The organism is Rhizobacter sp. P5_C2 (genome assembly GCF_054049715.1).
In genome coordinates this window covers 46,647-64,476 of the sequence record NZ_JBFULV010000033.1, presented here as the reverse complement: position 1 = coordinate 64,476, position 17,830 = coordinate 46,647, and the positions used below count along the sequence as shown (strand labels likewise).

General features: G+C 66.2%; 19 protein-coding genes. 8 read left to right on the top strand and 11 right to left on the bottom strand.

Going from position 1 to position 17,830, the window contains the following annotated elements:
• Positions 1-319: 319 nt before the first annotated feature.
• The 7 genes from ACXJLU_RS14535 to ACXJLU_RS14505 form a co-directional block, all read right to left on the bottom strand.
• Positions 320-2,554 (bottom strand): xanthine dehydrogenase family protein molybdopterin-binding subunit, encoded by a 2,235-nt coding sequence (locus ACXJLU_RS14535; RefSeq protein ID WP_457332021.1) that lies wholly within the window; start codon positions 2,552-2,554, stop codon positions 320-322.
• Entirely contained in the window at positions 2,551-3,009 is a 459-nt protein-coding gene (locus ACXJLU_RS14530; RefSeq protein ID WP_457332019.1) for a (2Fe-2S)-binding protein, read from the bottom strand. The genes ACXJLU_RS14535 and ACXJLU_RS14530 overlap by 4 nt, the downstream gene beginning before the upstream one ends.
• A gap of 51 nt (positions 3,010-3,060) precedes the next feature.
• Positions 3,061-3,810, bottom strand: a complete 750-nt coding sequence (locus tag ACXJLU_RS14525) for a carboxymuconolactone decarboxylase family protein (RefSeq protein WP_457332017.1) — start codon at positions 3,808-3,810, stop codon at positions 3,061-3,063.
• Complete coding sequence (locus ACXJLU_RS14520; RefSeq protein ID WP_457332027.1) at positions 3,788-4,222, bottom strand: (R)-mandelonitrile lyase; 435 nt, start codon at positions 4,220-4,222, stop codon at positions 3,788-3,790. The genes ACXJLU_RS14525 and ACXJLU_RS14520 overlap by 23 nt, the downstream gene beginning before the upstream one ends.
• Before the next feature lie 78 nt (positions 4,223-4,300).
• Positions 4,301-4,858, bottom strand: a complete 558-nt coding sequence (locus tag ACXJLU_RS14515) for a cyclophilin-like fold protein (protein WP_457332015.1) — start codon at positions 4,856-4,858, stop codon at positions 4,301-4,303.
• A 26-nt stretch (positions 4,859-4,884) separates the two neighbouring features.
• Positions 4,885-6,072 (bottom strand): MFS transporter, encoded by a 1,188-nt coding sequence (locus tag ACXJLU_RS14510; RefSeq protein WP_457332013.1) that lies wholly within the window; start codon positions 6,070-6,072, stop codon positions 4,885-4,887.
• Positions 6,069-7,181, bottom strand: a complete 1,113-nt coding sequence (locus ACXJLU_RS14505) for an alpha/beta hydrolase (RefSeq protein WP_457332011.1) — start codon at positions 7,179-7,181, stop codon at positions 6,069-6,071. The genes ACXJLU_RS14510 and ACXJLU_RS14505 overlap by 4 nt, the downstream gene beginning before the upstream one ends.
• A 180-nt stretch (positions 7,182-7,361) precedes the next feature.
• Between ACXJLU_RS14505 and ACXJLU_RS14500 the strand changes: the two genes are divergently transcribed.
• From ACXJLU_RS14500 to ACXJLU_RS14490, 3 genes are all read left to right on the top strand, one after another.
• Entirely contained in the window at positions 7,362-8,276 is a 915-nt protein-coding gene (locus ACXJLU_RS14500) for a LysR family transcriptional regulator (RefSeq protein ID WP_457332009.1), read from the top strand.
• A 167-nt stretch (positions 8,277-8,443) separates the two neighbouring features.
• A complete protein-coding gene (locus tag ACXJLU_RS14495; protein ID WP_457332007.1) occupies positions 8,444-9,079 on the top strand; it encodes a restriction endonuclease in 636 nt (211 codons plus the stop codon).
• On the top strand, positions 9,036-9,134 hold the full coding sequence (locus ACXJLU_RS14490; protein WP_457332005.1) for a hypothetical protein: 99 nt from the start codon (positions 9,036-9,038) through the stop codon (positions 9,132-9,134). The genes ACXJLU_RS14495 and ACXJLU_RS14490 overlap by 44 nt, the downstream gene beginning before the upstream one ends.
• Before the next feature lie 608 nt (positions 9,135-9,742).
• Here the strand turns inward: ACXJLU_RS14490 and ACXJLU_RS14485 are convergent.
• Together ACXJLU_RS14485 and ACXJLU_RS14480 are read right to left on the bottom strand one after the other, a co-directional pair.
• Positions 9,743-10,897 (bottom strand): Tle-like phospholipase domain-containing protein, encoded by a 1,155-nt coding sequence (locus ACXJLU_RS14485; protein ID WP_457332003.1) that lies wholly within the window; start codon positions 10,895-10,897, stop codon positions 9,743-9,745.
• Between the two features lie 703 nt (positions 10,898-11,600).
• Positions 11,601-12,122: an AlpA family phage regulatory protein gene (locus tag ACXJLU_RS14480; RefSeq protein ID WP_457332001.1), complete on the bottom strand. Its 522-nt coding sequence runs from the start codon at positions 12,120-12,122 to the stop codon at positions 11,601-11,603.
• Between the two features lie 171 nt (positions 12,123-12,293).
• Here ACXJLU_RS14480 and ACXJLU_RS14475 point away from each other — a divergent pair, with 171 nt between their 5' ends.
• Genes ACXJLU_RS14475 through ACXJLU_RS14455 form a run of 5 tightly spaced genes read left to right on the top strand, consistent with a single transcriptional unit; the run spans position 12,294 to position 16,427 of the window.
• On the top strand, positions 12,294-12,452 hold the full coding sequence (locus tag ACXJLU_RS14475; protein WP_457331999.1) for a periplasmic nitrate reductase, NapE protein: 159 nt from the start codon (positions 12,294-12,296) through the stop codon (positions 12,450-12,452).
• Positions 12,453-12,454: 2 nt separating this feature from the next.
• Complete coding sequence (locus ACXJLU_RS14470) at positions 12,455-12,793, top strand: chaperone NapD (RefSeq protein ID WP_457331997.1); 339 nt, start codon at positions 12,455-12,457, stop codon at positions 12,791-12,793.
• Positions 12,765-15,251, top strand: a complete 2,487-nt coding sequence (gene napA, locus ACXJLU_RS14465) for a periplasmic nitrate reductase subunit alpha (RefSeq protein WP_457331995.1) — start codon at positions 12,765-12,767, stop codon at positions 15,249-15,251. The genes ACXJLU_RS14470 and napA overlap by 29 nt, the downstream gene beginning before the upstream one ends.
• A 17-nt stretch (positions 15,252-15,268) precedes the next feature.
• The gene (locus ACXJLU_RS14460; protein ID WP_457331993.1) at positions 15,269-15,736 is read left to right on the top strand and encodes a nitrate reductase cytochrome c-type subunit; all 468 of its coding nucleotides are present in this window, start codon (positions 15,269-15,271) and stop codon (positions 15,734-15,736) included.
• Positions 15,737-15,749: 13 nt separating this feature from the next.
• Positions 15,750-16,427 (top strand): cytochrome c3 family protein, encoded by a 678-nt coding sequence (locus ACXJLU_RS14455; RefSeq protein WP_457331991.1) that lies wholly within the window; start codon positions 15,750-15,752, stop codon positions 16,425-16,427.
• A 17-nt stretch (positions 16,428-16,444) separates the two neighbouring features.
• Here the strand turns inward: ACXJLU_RS14455 and ACXJLU_RS14450 are convergent, their stop codons facing one another.
• Both ACXJLU_RS14450 and ACXJLU_RS14445 read right to left on the bottom strand, forming a co-directional pair.
• Positions 16,445-17,017, bottom strand: a complete 573-nt coding sequence (locus ACXJLU_RS14450; protein ID WP_457331989.1) for an SCO family protein — start codon at positions 17,015-17,017, stop codon at positions 16,445-16,447.
• The gene (locus ACXJLU_RS14445; protein ID WP_457331987.1) at positions 17,017-17,829 is read right to left on the bottom strand and encodes a formylglycine-generating enzyme family protein; all 813 of its coding nucleotides are present in this window, start codon (positions 17,827-17,829) and stop codon (positions 17,017-17,019) included. Before ACXJLU_RS14445 ends, ACXJLU_RS14450 begins: the two co-directional genes overlap by 1 nt.
• Position 17,830: the final 1 nt, after the last annotated feature.

Here is a 17,830-nt window from a genome sequence, read left to right as displayed (position 1 = left end):
CCACGCTCTTGCGCGACAGCGGCAGCATCAGCCCGGTGCAATACCCCTTGAGCCCCGCATGGCGGTCCGAATGCCCCAGACCTTGCGCCAGGTGCTCCATGTACTCGTCAAACCGTTCGCTCGCACCCATCGTTCCTCATCTGAAGAATGAAGAGGTACGTATCGTGCCACGATTTTAGTGACACAGTAAGACTAGAGGTCAGCACACAGCAGTCGTTCGCCGAAGGCAGCTCATGCCCAGCTGCAGGCACTGGACCACGGGGCGCGAGTGGAGACTATCGCGGCATAGCCGTCGTCGGCTTCAGACTGATTGCGACCTTCACGCTCTTTCGTTGACGGGAATGTTCAAGCGCGTTTGAGCTGGTCGCCGATTGGCAGCCGCCGCAGGCGCTTGCCCGTTGCGGCGAAGACGGCATTGGTCAGCGCCGGTGTCGCGCATGCCGTGCCCGGCTCGCCGATGCCGCCCGGTTTTGTCGGCGCTCGGCACGATGAACACCTCTACCTGCGGCATCTCGTTGATGCGCATCACGCGGAAATCGCTGAAGTTGTTTTGCGCCACGCGGCCCTTGTCGAGCGTGATCTCCTGCCACAGCCCGGCGCCGAGCCCGAATACGATGCCGCTTTCGATCTGCGCGTTCACCGTGTCGGGGTTCACCACCTGGCCGCAGTCGACGGCGCAGACGATGCGGTGCACCTGCACGTCGCCCTCGTTGCCCACCGACACCTCGGCCACCTGCGCCATGTAGCTGCCGAAGGCGAACTGCACCGCGACGCCGCGCCCGGTCTTCCGCCCGGGGCGCGCCTGCAGCGGCTGGCCCCAGCCGGCGCGGTCGGCGGCGAGCTTGAGCACCGCCTGGTGCCGCGGTGACTTGTCGAGCAGCTTCATGCGGTAGGACACCGGGTCGAACTTGCCCGCGACGGCGAGCTCGTCGATGAAGCTCTCGACCACCCAGATGTTGTGCGTGGCCCCGACGCCGCGCCAGAACGCGGTGGCCAGGGGCGGCTCGTGCCGCACGTACTCGACGCGGACGTCGGGGATGCCGTAGGGCATGTCCTTCGCGCCTTCGATCGCGTCGCTGTCGAGGTCATCCTTCACCGCCGCCCGCGCGAACCGGGCCATGATGGACGAGCCTGTGATGCGGTGCGACCACGCGGTTGGCACGCCCTTGTCGTCCAGCGCCGCGGCGAGCCGGTCGAGGTAGTACGGGCGGTACATGTCGTGCTGAACGTCTTCCTCGCGCGTCCACACGATCTTGATCGGTGCAGGTGCCGGCATCTGCTTGGCGAACTGCGCGGCCTGCACAATGAAGTCGACCTCGAGCCTCCGCCCGAAGCCGCCGCCGATGTAGTGGTTGTGCACCCGTACCTTCTCAGGCGCGAGCCCGGTCACCTTGGCGACCGCCGCCTGCGCGAAAACCGGCACCTGCGTGCCGACGTAGACGTCGCACTGGTCGGCCTTCAGGTCGATGGTGCAGTTCATAGGCTCCATGGTCGCGTGCGCGAGGAAGGGCATCTGGTACACCACTTCAAGGCGCTTCTTGGCGCCGCGGACCTTGGCGGTGGCGTCGCCGTCGTTGCGAGCGACGGCACCCGCCTTCAGGGAGGCGGCCTCCATCTCCTTCACGATGGTCGCGAGCGTCGCACTGGCGTTGCTGCCGTCCTGCCAGGTCGGTGCGGCGGCGGCCAGGCCCTGCTTGGCAGCCCACATGTGGTCGCCGACCACGGCGACGGCGTTGTCGAGCCGCAGCACGTGGCGCACGCCGGGCACGGCCTTGGCCTTCGCCTCGTCAACATTGGCCAGCTTGCCGCCCACGACGGGCGAGGCCGCGACGGTCGCCACCAGCATGTTGGGCAGCCGCGTGTCGATGCCGAACTTCGCCCGCCCGTTGACCTTCTCCGCCGAGTCGAGCCGGTGCGTGGGCTTGCCGATGAGGCGGAAGTCGTTGGGCTTGCGCAAGGGCACGTCGGCCGGCGCCTGGAGCTTGGCGGCGGCGTCCACCAGCTCGCCGTAGTGCAGCGAGCGGCCGGAGGGCGTGTGCGTCACCGCGCCGGCGGTGGTCTGGCATTCTCTCGCGTCGACCTTCCACTGGTCGGCTGCGGCCTGCACGAGCACCGCGCGTGCCGTGGCACCGGCCTGCCTCAGCGGTTCCCACGCGCCGCGGATGGAGGTGGAGCCGCCCGTCACCTGCCCACCCAGCAACGGGTCGGCATAGCGGCCGTTGTCGGGTGGTGCCTGCACGAGCCGCACCTGTTGCAGGTCGACGTCGAGTTCTTCCGCAATCAGCATCGGGATCGAGGTGAAGGTGCCCTGGCCCATCTCGACCTTGTGCACCACGAAGCTGACCGTGCCGTCACGCGCGATGCGGATGAATGCGTTGGGCTCGAGGTCCGGCGCCTGCTGCGAGCTCTGTGTGGTGGCGGCACCGACGGCCGATTCGGGCGGCTTCTGGTCGCGCGCATGGCGCTCGCAGCCCGTGAGCGAGAAGCTCACCAGCAGCCCGCCGCTGGCGGCCGCGCCGGTGACGATGAAATGGCGGCGGGAGAGCGTGCTCATGTCAGGCTCCCCGCGGCCTTCTTGATTGCGATGCGGATGCGGGAGTAGGTACCGCAGCGGCAGATGTTGCCGGCCATCGCGCCGTCGATGTCTTCGTCAGACGGTTTGGGTTTCGCCTTGAGGAGCGCCACGGCCGACATGATCTGCCCGGACTGGCAGTAGCCGCACTGCACGACGTCGATCTGACGCCACGCCTCCTGTACACGCTGCCCCACGGCATCGCGCTCCATCGCCTCGATGGTGGCAACCTGTTTGCCCTCGGCGGCCGACAGCGGCGTGAGGCACGCGCGAACCGGCTGGCCGTCGAGGTGCACGGTGCAGGCGCCGCATGCGCCGATGCCGCAGCCGAATTTTGTGCCGGTGCTGCCGACCACATCGCGCAGCACCCACAGCAGAGGCATGTCGGCAGAGGCTTCGGCGGTGACCGGTGTGCCGTTCAAGGTGAAGTTGGCCATCGTCTGTTCTCCAATCAAAGTTGAGGCGGGCAACCCGTATGCCGGATGGCGTCAGCCCGGCTTCGCCTGGTCGAGCGCGGCGCGCAGGCGCTGCGCCGCACCGGCAGGCCCTCGTTCGCCCAGGGCGTCAGCCGCGCTGCGCAGGTGCGGCAAGGTCAGGCCGACGTTCAGGCTGATGCGCACATGAGCCTGCAGCTGGGACTCCACACCCGCCAACGCCGACAGGGCCCCGACTGTGGCGAGCTCGCGGCTCTGCCAGTCGAGGTTGTCGCGTCCGAAGATGTCGCCGAACAGATGCGTCTTCAGGTACTCGTCGATTGCGGGCGCGAAGTCGAAGAGCACGCCTTTGACCGGCGCTCCCGAGAGCTTCGTTTGGTTGGCAGTGCCCAGGGCCAGCAACTCCTTGCCGGTGGGCACTGGCCCAGGCTCGCGGCCCGCCGTGTCTTGCATGCCGCGCTGGCGGCGTGCGTCGAGCACCGTCATCAGCGCGCCCAGCGCATTGAGGCTGCGCGGGAAGCCCGCGTAGGCGTAGAGCTGGACCAGGATCTCCCTCGCGTCGCTGACGCTCAACCCGGCGTCAAGGCCGTCGTTGAGAGCCTGCGTCAGCAACGGTATGTCGCCGATGGCCGCAGCGGCGCCGATAGGCGCRATCGTGTGCTGCCGAAGCGGCAGTGCGGATGTCGTCATGGTTGGGCGCTCCTGTTGCAAGGTCTGGGCACAGCCGGCGGTCGCGCCCAGGCTGATAGCGGCCGCCAGCACGGTGCGGCGGCGCATCGGCTCAGCGCGCGGTGTATTGCTCATCGCTCACCTTTTCCATCCAGGTCACGTTCCTGCCGTCGGCCGTGGCGGTCACGGCCAGATGGCTCATCGCGGTGGTGGGTGCTGCGCCGTGCCAGTGCTTGACGCCGGGCGGGCAGGCCACGACGTCGCCCGGGCGGATCACCTGCACCGGCTTGCCCCACTCCTGCGTGAGGCCAACGCCCGAGACGACGACCAGGCGTTGTCCGTTCGGGTGTGTGTGCCATGCCGAACGGGCGCCAGGCTCGAAGGTGACGATCGCCCCGGAGGCGTTGAGGTGGTCGTCGGCCGCCCAAACCGGGTCGACGCGCACGCGTCCCGTGAAAGTCTCGTTCGGGCCCGCGACGGATGGAAGACTGCCGGCGCGCGTGATCTGCTGCGTCGCGGGTGTTTGCGCGTGCGCGCTGGCGGCCATTAGCACGATGGCGGCGATCGTCGATATTGAGTGGGTCATCGGCATTTCCACGGTTGAAGCGCTAAAGAGGCACACGAGTTAGTTCTTGGAAAAGACCACCCGTACATCGCGCTGCCCGAGCGCTTGAGACAAGCCGGCAGGATCGTCCACGCGGCCAAGTCGGGTGTATGAGTACGGTGATTCGAAGGTCAGATAGAAGATGACGACGGTGCGCGATCCCCAAAGCAAGAGATCGCCGTTGCGGATCGTGCCGGGCCGACTTGCATTGGTAGGCAGCGCGTTCGGCAGTTCCTTCTTCTTCTCGTTGCCGTTCAGTTCTTCCATGTCCAGCGTCAGCGGCAACAGGGAGGCAAACGCGCGAGCGGCCTCTGTGTCGGCCATGGTGATCGCGAACCGACGGTTACCAACGGTCATCCACATGGGCGATTCCTCCGATCTCTTGGGTTTCTGTGCGGCATCTGGCGTGCCACGACCGGGCCCCGCAGGGCCGGCCGCGTGGACTGCGTGGACGCCGCCTATCGCAAGGAGGAGCAACGGCAGGCCGAGCCGCTGTACGACCTGTGCGTGCCACCGCTGGCGTCGGATCGCCGGGCTGAACTCGGCGAAGGCACGCTCGAAGAAGCTTTCAAACGTCATCGTGGATGCTCCTTGGTGCGAACGGCTTAGGCGACTTTTTGCGCTTGCGCGCGCGAGGTCTGAAACGTCAGGAAGGCACCGATCAGCAGCACGACCGCGCTCGCCGCAAAGGTACTGCGATACCCGTTCGCGTCGAACAGCATGCCGCCGACGGTCGAACCCAGGGCGATAGCAAACTGGATGACAGCGACCATCAGTCCACCACCGGCCTCGGCGTCGTGCGGCATGGCCTGCGCGATCCAGTTCCACCAGCCTACGGGCGTGGCCGTGGCCATCAGGCCCCACAAGCCGAGGAGCACAGCCACCGGAGCGATCCTGGCGCCGAGCGGAATCATCGCCACGGCGATCACCGCCATGAGGATTGGAATGGCGATGAGCGGGCCGTACAGGCCCCGCGTGAGGATCTTGCCGATGACCGCGGTGCCGACGAAGCCCGCCACGCCGATCACCAGCAGCAGCAGCGAAAGCGCGGACACGCTGACGTGTGTAACCGTTTCGAGGAAGGGACGCAGATAGGTGAACAGCGCGAATTGGCCCATGAAGAACGCCCCGCACCCGGCCATGCCATAGGCGACCGTGCGGCTCTTCAGAACCTTGAACGCGTTGCCCGAGCCCGATGCGCGCGCTTCGGTCTTCAGGGGCGGCAAGGCAATCCATTGCCATGCCAAAGCGACCAACGCCACGGGGACCAGTGCGAAGAAGGCGCCACGCCAACCGATGACAGCGCCGAGGTAGCTTCCCAGTGGTGCGGCGATCACGGTAGCCAAGGCATTGCCGCCGTTGAAGATGGCCAAAGCCTTGGGCACCTGATCGAAGGGCACCAGACGCATCGCCATGGCGGCGGACATGGACCAGAACCCGCCAATCACCACGCCGATGAGCGCGCGGCCGGCCATGTACACCAGGTAGTTCGGCGCCAGCGCCACGATGGCGCCGGAGATTCCCATCAGGACCGCCAGCACCAGCAGGAGGTTCTTGCGGTCCATGGTGCCGGCCAGAGACGAGATCGACAGGCTCGTCAGCACCGCGAAGGCGCCGGAGATCGCGATGCCCCGGCCGGCGGTTCCTTCGGTGATCCGTAGATCGTCGGCGATCGGCGTCAGCAGACTGACGGGCATGAATTCGGAGGCCACGAGCGCGAACACGCACAGTGACATGGCGAAGATGCCGCTCCAGTAGGCCGGCCGATCTCCGGCTTTGGGTTGAGCTGTCATGCTGATGCCAAGTGCTGCTTGAAGAAAGCCGCCATCCTGTCGAACGGGATCACGTCCACCCTGTCGTACAGGTCGGTGTGGCTGGCGCCCGCAATGATCATGAGTTCCTTCGGCTGCGCCGCAGCTGCATAGGCGGTTTCGCTGAAGTACCGGGAGTGGGCCTTTTCGCCATGGATGAGCAGGACAGGGCGCGGCGAAATCTCCGCGATGTAGGTCAGCAGCGGCATGTTCATGAACGACAGCGGCGTGGTCTGCGTCCAGGAGTTTCCCGAGTTGACTGCCCGCGGATGGAACCCTCGCGGCGTCCTGTAGTAGTCGTGGTAGTCGACCAGGAACTGCGCTTCGCCACCCTTCAGATCGTTGTATCGCGGCTGGTAAGCCGGGGCTCCCTTTTCGGCATCCTTCCAACGCTGGCGGCTCAATTGCTCCAGCATCTGCGTGCGCTGCTCGAGGGTCACGCTGTCGTTGTAGCCCTTCGACATGACGCGCGTCATGTCGTACATGGTGGTGGCCACGACGGCCTTGACGCGCTTGTCCACGGCCACGGCATTCAGAGCCATGCCACCAAAGCCGCATATGCCAATGACGCCGATCTGCTCACGATCGACGGTTGATTGCAGGCCCAGAAAGTCGACGGCCGCGCTGAAATCCTCGGTGTTGATGTCTGGCGAGGCGATGTTGCGCGGCTCGCCGCCGCTCTCGCCGGTGTACGACGGGTCGAACGCCAACGTGACAAAGCCACGCTCCGCCATCGTCTGCGCGTAGAGCCCGGACGATTGCTCCTTGACGGCGCCGAACGGGCCTCCGATCACGATCGCAGGCAACTTGCCGCGAGCACTCTTCGGCTGGTACAGATCCGCGACCAGAAGAATCCCATAACGGTTCTTGAACGTCACCTTCTTGTGTTCGACCTTGGCGCTCTTGGAGAAGGTCTTGTCCCACTTGTCAGTGAGTTTCACGCGCGCCTGGCCAAGCGCGGGTGTGGCGGAGACAGCGCCCACGCTCAATGCGGTGATCCCTGCGCCGGTCATCTGGAGCAAGTTGCGACGACTTGTGTTGGCAACATTTGCGTCGGCTTTCGGTGTGCTGGGTTCGTTGAAACTGTTCATGGTGAATTGCCTTTCCTGAGGTATCTGGTCGACGGAGTTCAGTGCAGGGCATCGACCCTTGGCAGAGCACTCCATCGGCATGTGGCAAATCTTCCTGCGTATGGGCGCTGGCGACTAGCTAATCAATGCTTAAAGAGGATATTAGTCAGGCTAATCAAACGTCGTGGGAAACTGAGGCTCATGGTCAGACGCAATCTCAACGATCTCCTCTCCTTCGTGACGGTCGCGCGAGAAGGTAGCTTCACCCGCGCGGCCGCACTGCTGGGCGTCACGCAGTCGGCCCTGAGCCAGGCCATCAGTGGGCTCGAAGCTCGGCTGGAAATCCGTCTGCTCACCCGCACGACGCGCAGCGTTTCGCCTACCACCGCCGGAGACCGCTTGCTCAAGGCCATCGGGCATCGCTTCGACGAGATCGAAGCGGAGCTGGACGAGTTGTCCGAGCTGCGCGACAAGCCCGCCGGTACCGTGCGCATCACCTGTGGCGACCACGTGCTCAGAACGACCCTGTTGCCGAAGATTGCGCCTCTGCTGCAGCAGCTGCCGGACGTCAAGGTGGAGTTCGATGTGAACTACGGGTTCCGCGACATCGTGGCCGATCGATTCGATGCAGGCGTTCGACTAGGTGACACCATCGACAAAGACATGATCGCGGTCCCGATCGGCCCCAAGCTGCGCATGGCCGCTGTCGCTGCGCCGGGCTATTGGGCGGCGCATCCAAAGCCGAAGACTCCGCAAGACCTGACGAAGCACAGCTGCATCAACATGCGCTTCCCCACGCATGGGGGCCTGTACGTCTGGGAATTCGAGCGTCGGGGCAAGCAGGTCAATGTTCGCGTCGAGGGGCAGATCACTCTCAACAGCACGCCACACATTGCTCAAGCCGCGCTGGAAGGTCTGGGCATCGCCTTCCTTCCAGAAGAAGAGTTCGCGCCCCACATCGGGGAAGGGCGGCTCATTCGCGTGCTGGATGACTGGTGCGCGCCATTCGAGGGCTACTACCTCTACTATCCAAGCCGCCGACAGCCATCGCCGGCTTTTTCGTTGGTAGTCGGTGCGCTGCGGTCGCAGGAAGCCACTGGAAAGAAACGGCGTTAGTCGGCCCGTCGAGAAGAGCAGAACGGACAGTGAACTCGGAGGGGCGCGCTTGTTGAGCGAACGGCTGCTCACGCTGGCATAGCTGTCTTCAGTGCCTGATGTGCCGAGGGATGCCCGACCTGATCGGCGTCTGATACAACATCAAAAACAACAAGGGGAGAGCAGGGATGGCGAGACGCAAGAAGACGAGTCCTGCTGAGGACATCATGGACCTCGTTGCGATGCTGCCGTGGTGGGCGGGGGTGACGTTGGGGGTGATCAGCTACTTGCTGCTTCATGGCGTTGCATCCCAGGCGGTTGTCCCCACAGCCCAGCCTGGACAAATGAGCGCGATGGTCACCCAAACCCTTTGGAAGACGTTGGCCAGCATTGGCCAGTACGTGCTGCCCGCTCTCTGCCTGGCTGGGGCGGGCATGTCGGCCTGGCGGCGCAAGGAGCGAAAGAACCTCGTCATCGATGTGATGCAATGCGAGGCGAGCGATGCCTTGGATGGCATGAGCTGGCGCGAATTCGAGATGTTGGTCGGTGAAGGCTTCCGGTTGCAGGGCTACCAAGTTGCCGAAACTGGCGGCGGCGGTGCGGATGGTGGTGTGGATCTTGTTCTCAGGAAGACCGGCGAGACCAGTGAAGCTTCGAGGGCTCCTTCGAGATGCCAAGGCCGCAGTCAATCGCTCAACTTCACGGCCTGCGGCAGCCCCAGCTGTGACGCCCAATGCCGCGCCGAGTCAGGCGTCAAACTGCCCGGTTTGCACCAAGCCGATGGTCAGGCGGACCGCGAAGCGTGGCGCGAATGCCGGCGGTGAGTTCTGGGGCTGCAGCGGTTATCCAGCCTGTCGCGGCACGAGACCGATCGGTTGATGCAGACTGCGATGTTCGGCAGGTTCGCCCCCCTCCGCATCACTGCGCTCGACGACACAAATCTCAAGGAAGACGGTGGTCGAGCGGTGTCGGTACACGCGACGGTATTTTCTCTAAGAGGGTGGTGCCGGCCACCTCTCCTTGCGTTTTGCTACTCCTGCCTGACCGACCACGACCGGCGCTGGAGCGCTTGGCGCGATTTGCCACCGCCGGCGAGGCGGCCGAAGAGTTGCCCTCCATGGCGGAGGCCCTGCTGTCCGCAGAATGCTGAATCGTTTCAGGGCGGCAGTCGGCCGAGGCAATGCGCGGTCGGGGCCGAGCCTCGCGTGTTGCTACCCCTGCCGCAGCAACCATCGAACTTGATCGCGGGCCGCACGCGCCTCGCCATCGGCTGTTCGACAGCGACGCACCCGGACCCGGCGACGAGGCGGCGTTCTTCGACAGCCTGCCGGACGACGTACCGATGACGCTCGCGGGGTACCACTGCTGAGTGGATCCAGCCGCGCGCGGCAGGCAATAGTGTTCCAGATCACCGCGATTCGGGCCTCGCGTCGAGACACTCCTCGCGTGACGAGCTGCTCGCAGATCGGTGGACCGAGCTGGCTCGATCAGGCGGCGCCCTGGGCGGCCTGCTCCTGGACGAGGCCTTGCCGCTGATGGCTTTCTAGCTGCGGCAGGAACAGGTCGTGCAGGAACATCGGCCACACACGGTCCACGGGGTCGGAGATCTCCAGGTGGGGATCGGGTTCGAAGACGTGAGCAGTGCCCACCGAGCGCGGGTGCGGCAAGCCCAGCATCTTGAGGGCCTTGTTGGAGAGCTTGTCCGGGTCGCCCAGTTCCGGCACCGGATCGCCCTTGACGGAAAAGGATTCCACCAGGTCCGGCAGGCGCTTGACGTTTTCTTCCCGGGCCTTGTCCAACAGCCCGTCGCTGAGCGGAGCCGGTGAGAAGACGGTGGCCTTGACGGGTTTTTCCATCATGATGGCCGCGTACGACGCTTCCCCGCCTCCTTTGGAGTGGCCCGTGAGCGAGAGATCGTAGTCATGGTATTTCGCGCCCGAGTGGCCGTTCGTCATGGCCAATTGCAACTCCTGAGCCAGTGTCGCGGCCTGCTTGTAGCTCTCGGGCTCGACGCCCAGGCCGGCTTCCCCGTTGGCCAGCCACTGGGGCCCGCCCATGCTGGCGTCGCCTACCACGCGTTGCGAGGCGCCGCCAGGCACCTCGCCCGCCGTCGTGCCCCCGAACGCGAGGACGACGCGCTTGGCCGTGTGGTCCACCAGGATGCTCGCCACGAGGCCGGACTTCGGATCGGCCACGGTGCCGGCCATCTTCTTGTCAGGCGACAACTGGTTGCCCGTCGGCAAGTTCAGCTCGGTCGCGAGGAGGGACATCAGGTCCTCCGCCGGCTTGAAGTCGCCTGGCAGCTTTTCCGGGTCGCGGAAGTAGACGAAGTTCGCCATCTTGGCCATGCCCACCACGCCGTCGAGCTTGGACGCCGGCGGCATCTCGGCCCGGTGGAGAACGTCGGGGTAGCGGGCTTCCCGCCCACGTTGGTCGAGGCGGGCCTGGACGCCTGCAATATTTTGCCGCGGTCCCAGCGCCTTCAATGGCGCGGCGCGGCGCAGGTGGCCGGGGCCGATCGGCGCGCCTTCGCGCACCTGGGCCCGGCTGACGATGGAGGGCAGGCCGCCCGTCGTGCCTTCGGCTTGCGGGGTTACGCTCTTGGAGCGGACCTGCTGCGGTCGGGAAATGGGGATGCGCATGGGATGACGTTGGGTGCCTGGAGGGGGGAAACGTTGCCTTCGATCTCAGCCTGTCGCCTCGCATCCTGGCAGCGTGGCTGCAGTGGCCAAAGGTAAGCGCGGGCGCGATCCGGAGCAGCCTAGCTCGCGAACATGCGAGCGGAAATGCGATGCAGGATTTCCAGCCGCACTTGTCCAGGGATCGAGCCGACGATGCGACGAGATGCGCCAGCACGTGCTCGACCCCGGCGTCCCCATCGAGCGGTCGGGATCGAGCCTTGAGTTTTCCGACACGCCCCACAAAGGCGGGGCAGCGCATCCTGTGCGACCAACCGGGTGCGTGCTCGCGCCGGTTCTTCGTGCGAGGCCTCCCGGAAGGGGGGGCATATGGTGCGCTGTCCTTCCGATACGGAGGCGCGGCAGTTGCTCTCGCGCGCCAGGCGCCTTGTTGAGCGCGGTCAGTCACCATCGCGCGCCAAGGTCGAGAAGCGGGCCGAGGCTGCTGGCGCGCCCACTTTCGGCGGATGGGCTGACAAGTACTTTGAGTTCAAGGCTGACCCGAAGAGCGGCGGCCTTCAGCTTGCGGCCAGCACGCTGGCGGCAGGTCTGCCGACGAGATCAGGATCCAAGGCCGGCGTGCAGCGCTCGACGCTGAGTTGGAGATGGCCTGACAGGCCGTACCAAGGAAATCGGGGAGGTGCATTCCCATGCACCTCCCCGCTACTCACCGATTCTTGCCGCGGCCCGGCGTGGATCGCCGCAGTTCGACGTTCGGCAACGGAGCATATGCCGCAGGCGAGGCCAGGCGCTCGAGCAACCACTGGTCCACTTCGCTCCCAATCCAAACTGCGCAGCGCGGGGTGAGGAGTCGATGCTGAGGAAACCTGCCGGCGACTTCGAGGTTGTGGAGCGTCGCGCGGCTGAGCCCCGTCTTGCTTATGACCTCGCGCAGCCGGATGGCACGCAGTGGTTGGGGCGCGGCCCGTTGCCTCTGCGTGACAGCCCGAAATCGATTCCGGATGGCGACGAGATTGCCGAAGTCGTCCATCACGGCGTCGAGGTAGATCTCGCGTCCACAGACGGTGATGGCCACGCGCCAGATTTCTGCGCAGCAGGACCACTCGTGCGCGCGCATGCGAAACGTCGGGCGCAGAACTCGTTGAGCGATTCGTGCGCCGGACTTCCTTGCAAGCAGCATCCCTCCTTTCCGATACGAACGGGGCCGATAGGGCGGAATCAGGTGCATCGCAAAGTCGATTCGAGAGGTTGCCACTATTGCACGCCACTTTGATTCTGATCAATCTCCCTATCTGCGCGCCGCCCTACGCTCGCACTCATGCCATTGACATACTTCCGTTCGAGCGATGCACCCCGAGTCCATAGGCAAGCCGTCCGAGCGGCGGGTAAGGAGACGGCGATGCCTCAACGCGCTGACGAGCCGAGCAAGGCGCAGGAGCGCGCTGTCGTGGTCCTCTCCTTGGCCTTCATCGCGCCGGTGCTGGCCGTGTGCGTCGTCGGTGGCTACGGCTTCGTGGTCTGGATGCTGCAGATGTTGGCCGGCCCGCCGGGCAGCTGACCATGCGCCGCACCATGTTGCCGGTCGCCGCCGCGCCTTCGAGCGGCCCCGCTGAACTCCACATCGCGAGCCTGGTCGTCCATTCTTCACCGAGCCGGGCGCCTGCCCTTGCCGTCACGCTGGCCGAACTGCCGGGGGCGGTGATCCACGCCGTCACCGACCGGGGAAAGCTCGTGATCACGCTGGAGGCGTCGAGTGCGGGCGACATGATCGGCCTAGTGCAGACCATCCAGCGCACCGACGGTGTGCTGTCGGCCGCGCTCGTCTACCAGCACGCGGACACCCTGGAATCCATGAACGAGGAACTACCCGATGCCGATCGCCCGCAGGGACTTCATTAGGCAAACAGCGGCCGCCACGGCCGCCGCGGTGGCAGGCGTGCCTTTGCCCGGCATGGCCGACGTCAGTGCCGATGCCAAGGACCTGAAGTGGTCCAAGGCGCCCTGCCGCTTCTGCGGCACCGGCTGCGGCGTCAGCGTTGCCGTCAAGGACAACCGCGTCGTCGCGACGCACGGCGACCCCCTGGCCGAGGTCAACCGCGGCCTGAACTGCGTCAAGGGCTACTTCCTGTCGAAGATCATGTACGGCGAGGACCGTCTGACGCGCCCGCTGATGCGCATGAAGGACGGCCGCTACGCCAAGGACGGCGAGTTCCAGCACGTCTCGTGGGACCAGGCCTTCGACGAGATGGCGTCCCAGTTCAAGCGGGTGCTCAAGGAGAAGGGCCCCACCGCCGTCGGCATGTTCGGCTCCGGCCAGTGGACGGTGTGGGAAGGCTATGCCGCGCTGAAGCTGATGAAGGCGGGCTTTCGCACCAACAACCTCGACCCGAACGCCCGCCACTGCATGGCGTCGGCCGCATCGGGTTTCATGCGCACCTTCGGAGCGGATGAGCCGATGGGCTGCTACGACGACATCGAGGCCGCCGACGCGTTCGTGCTGTGGGGCTCGAACATGGCCGAGATGCACCCGATCCTGTGGACGCGAGTGACCGACCGGCGGCTGAGCGGAAAGGACGTCAAGGTCGCCGTGCTGTCGACGTTCGAGCACCGCTCGTACGAACTCGCCGACCTGGACCTGACGTTCACGCCGCAGACCGATCTGGCGATCCTCAACTTCATCGCACACCACATCATCTCGACCGGGCGGGTCAATCGCCCGTTCGTCGAGAAGCACACCACCTTCAGGCTCGGCAACCCCGACATCGGCTACGGCCTGCGGCCCGAGCACCCGCTGCAGAAGGCCGCGAAGAATGCCAACGCCGTGGGCGGCTCGAAGCCGATGAGCTTCGACGAGTTCGCGAAGTTCGTCGCGACCTACGACCTGGACTACACCGCGAAACTCAGCGGCGTGCCGAAGAACCGCCTGCTCGCACTGGCCGAGCTGTACGCGGATCCGAAGGTGAAGGTGATGTCGTTCTGGACGATGGGGTTCAACCAGCACACGCGCGGCGTCTGGGCGAACAACATGATCTACAACATCCACCTGCTGACCGGCAAGATCGCGACGCCGGGCAACAGCCCGTTCTCGCTGACCGGCCAGCCCTCGGCCTGCGGCACCGCGCGCGAGGTGGGCACTTTCGCCAACCGGTTGCCGGCCGACATGGTCGTCACCAACCCGAAGCACCGGGCCCATGCCGAAGAGATCTGGAAGCTGCCCGACGGCACCATCCCCGATGTGCCGGGCTACCACGCCGTGTTGCAGAACCGCATGCTGAAGGACGGCAAGCTCAACGCCTACTGGGTGATGGTCAACAACAACATGCAGGCCGGCGCCAACCTCACGCAGGAGGGCTACCCCGGTTATCGCAACCCCGACAACTTCGTCGTGGTGTCCGATGCCTACCCGACCGTCACTTGCCTTGCGGCCGACCTGATCCTGCCGGCGGCGATGTGGGTCGAGAAAGAGGGTGCGTACGGCAATGCCGAACGCCGGACCCACTTCTGGCACCAGCTCGTCAGGGCCCCCGGCGAAGCACGATCGGATCTCTGGCAGCTGATGGAGTTCTCGAAGCGCTTCAAGGTCGAGGAGGTGTGGCCGGCGGAGCTGATCGCGAAGCAGCCCGAGGTCCGCGGCAAGACGCTGTTCCAGGTGCTGTTCGAGAACGGGCAGGTCAACCGCTTCCCGGCCTCGCAGGTCGAGGCGGGCTACGAGAACGACGAGGCGAAGGCTTTCGGCTTCTACCCGCAGAAGGGCTTGTTCGAGGAGTACGCGAGTTTCGGCCGGGGTCATGGCCACGACTTGGCGCCCTTCGACACCTACCACCAGGTGCGGGGCTTGCGCTGGCCGGTGGTCGACGGCAAGGAGACGCGCTGGCGCTACAAGGAGGGTTCCGACCCCTACGTGAAGCCCGGCACCGGCTGGCAGTTCTACGGCAACCCCGACGGCAAGGCGGTGATCTTTGCGCTGCCGTACGAGCCGCCGCCGGAGGTGCCGGACAAGGAGTACCCGTTCTGGCTGTCGACCGGCCGCGTGCTGGAGCACTGGCATTCGGGCTCGATGACGCGCCGCGTGCCCGAACTGCACCGGGCGGTGCCGAACGCCGTCTGCTACATGCACCCCGATGACGCGAAGGCGCTGGGCGTGCGGCGCGGCGTCGAGATCGAGGTCGCCTCGCGGCGCGGCAGCATGCGCACCCGCGTCGAGACGCGCGGTCGCAACAAGCCGCCGCGGGGGCTGGTGTTCGTGCCCTGGTTCGATGCCAGCCAGCTGATCAACAAGGTCACGCTGGATGCGACCGATCCGATCTCGTTCCAGACCGACTTCAAGAAGTGCGCCGTGCGCATCACCAAGGTGTGAGGCCGACAGGAGTGCCCATGATCCGACCCCGCCTGCTTGTGTTGTCGCTCGTGCTGGCCGCCGCCGCCGCATCCGCCGCCCCGCCGCTGGTCCAGGATGCGCTGCGCGGCGCGACGCCGATCCCCGAGGAGTCGCGCCCGCCGCTGCTCACCAACGCGGTGAACGACGACCAGCGCCGCACGCGCAACTACGACATGCAGCCGCCGATCATCCCGCACCGGGTCGACGGCTACCAGGTCGACCGCAACTTCAACAAGTGCCTGGACTGCCATGCCCGCGCCAGGACGGAGTTCAGCCAGGCGGTGCCGGTCAGCGTGACGCACTACATCGACCGCGACGGCAAGGTGCTCGCGCAGGTCTCGACGCGGCGCTACTTCTGCCAGCAATGCCATGTCGCGCAGGAGCCGGTGAAGCCGCTGGTGGGGAACACGTTCGAAGATGTCGACACGGTGCTGCGCCGCGCAGCCGTGCCCGCCAAACGATAGCTGGAGACTTGCCGTGCGGAAACTGCTCAGTCGGTATTGGAGGATCCTGTCGCGCCCCAGCGTGCACTTCAGCCTGGGCGTGCTGATCCTCGTCGGCTTCATCGCCGGCGTCGTGTTCTGGGGCGGCTTCAACACCGCGATGGAGGCGACCAACACCGAGGCCTTCTGCACCAGCTGCCACGAGATGCGCGACAACGTGTTCGCCGAACTCAAGTCGACGATCCACTACACCAACCGCTCCGGGGTGCGGGCGGTGTGCTCGAACTGCCACGTGCCGCACAACTGGACCGACAAGATCGCCCGCAAGATGCAGGCGTCGAAGGAGGTCTGGGGCAAGGTGTTCGGCACCATCGACACGCCGGAGAAGTTCCAGGCCAAGCGCCTGGAGCTGGCGCAGCACGAATGGCGGCGCTTCAAGGCGAACGATTCGCTCGAATGCCGCAACTGCCACAACTACGACTCGATGGACTTCACCCGCCAGAGCGTGCGTGCGCAGGCGATGCATACGACCCACCTGGCCAGCAAGGACAAGACCTGCATCGATTGCCACAAGGGCATCGCCCACCGCCTGCCGCACATTCCGCCGGGCGAGGCGCCGACCGACACGCCGGGGCAGGTGGTGCCGAAGGAGGTCGTGGCGCAGGCACCTGAAACGGGCGCCGGCGCGGCAGCCTCGGCGGCATCGCGCTGAAGCTGCCGCCGGCCGCGTCAGTGCGGTTCGCCGCGCAATGCATCCTGCGCGAGCCGGACGAACACCGGGTCGGCCTGGCCGAGCGTCGAGGTGCGACCGAGGATGCGCCCTTGCCCGTCGAGCAGGATCAGTGCGCTCGTGTGGTTGAAGTCGCCATCGGCCAGCTGCCGGTAGCGGATGCCCAGCAAGGCGGCCAGCTTGCGCGTGCCGGCGCTGTCGGTGCGCGCCAGGGTCCATTGCGGGTGCTCCAGATGGCGCTGCTCGAAGGTGCGCCTGAGCACGTCCGGCGTGTCGCGTGCGGGATCGAAGCTCACCATCAGCACGTCCACCCGCCCGCGGTCCGGCACGGGCAATGCCGCCAGCGTGTCGCGCAAGGCGTCGATCAGCATCGGGCAGACGTACTGGCAGGAGGTGTAGAACATCGTCGCGATCACCAGGCGGCCCTGGCTGCGTGCGAGCGGGAACGCGGTGCCGTCCTGGTCGTTCAGGCGAAGCGGCAGCTGGTAGACCGAGTCGCCCGGCAGGGCCGGCGCGGCTCCCACCGAAGCGCAGAACGCCAGCGCGGCGGCCAGCAGGGTGCGGCGAAGCATCATGGAGTCTCCTTGAGGGGGTGGGGAAGAATGGGAGGAAGAGGGCGCACGCAGCGCAGCCCAAGGCTGCTCGTGCTCTGCGCCGCCTCGAGCGACGACAGCAAGGCCACGCGCATCAGCACTGCATAGTTCTCGCGGTCCTGCAGGTCGATCGCGCCGGCACCGCAGAACTGCAGCTTGTCGGGATCCTCGGCGGAGCGGCTGTCGGGGTTGATGAGCAGCGCATTGAAGTCGTCGACCCATTCCCAGACCAGGCCGTGCAGGTCGCGCACGCGGTAGACGTTCGGCTGACCGCCGACGTCCGGCAGCGCGTGGGCGGCGGGGCGGCCGTACCAGGCCAGGATGCGCGAGCGCCAGGCCGGATCGGCCCGCGCGTCGCGCCGGCCCGCATCGGCTGCGGCGACGTACTCCCACTCGGGCCAGGTCGGAAGGCGTGCGCCCTCGGTCTCGCAGTAGGCTTGTGCAGCGAACCAGCTGACCGCGGTGATCGGCTGCGATGCGCGAGCGCCCGGCGGCGGGTCGACCTCGGTGCGCCAGTCCTTCAGGTAGCCCTCGTCGGCGAACGCGCGCGCCACGCGGCCGCGCTGCCATTCGGGGTGCCCGGTCACGAAGCTCTGCCAGTCCGACACGGTCACCGGCGTCTCGCGCATCTCGAAGGCCGCGATCCGCGACGGGCCGATGTCGGCGTTGCGCGCGAGGACGCTGGAGAGCGTCCCTCCGGGGATCGGGATGTACACCGGCGACTGCGCGGCGCACGGCGTGGCCGCCACGGCCGCGGCCCCCAGCAGCACGGCGCAGGCGAGTCGCCTCACG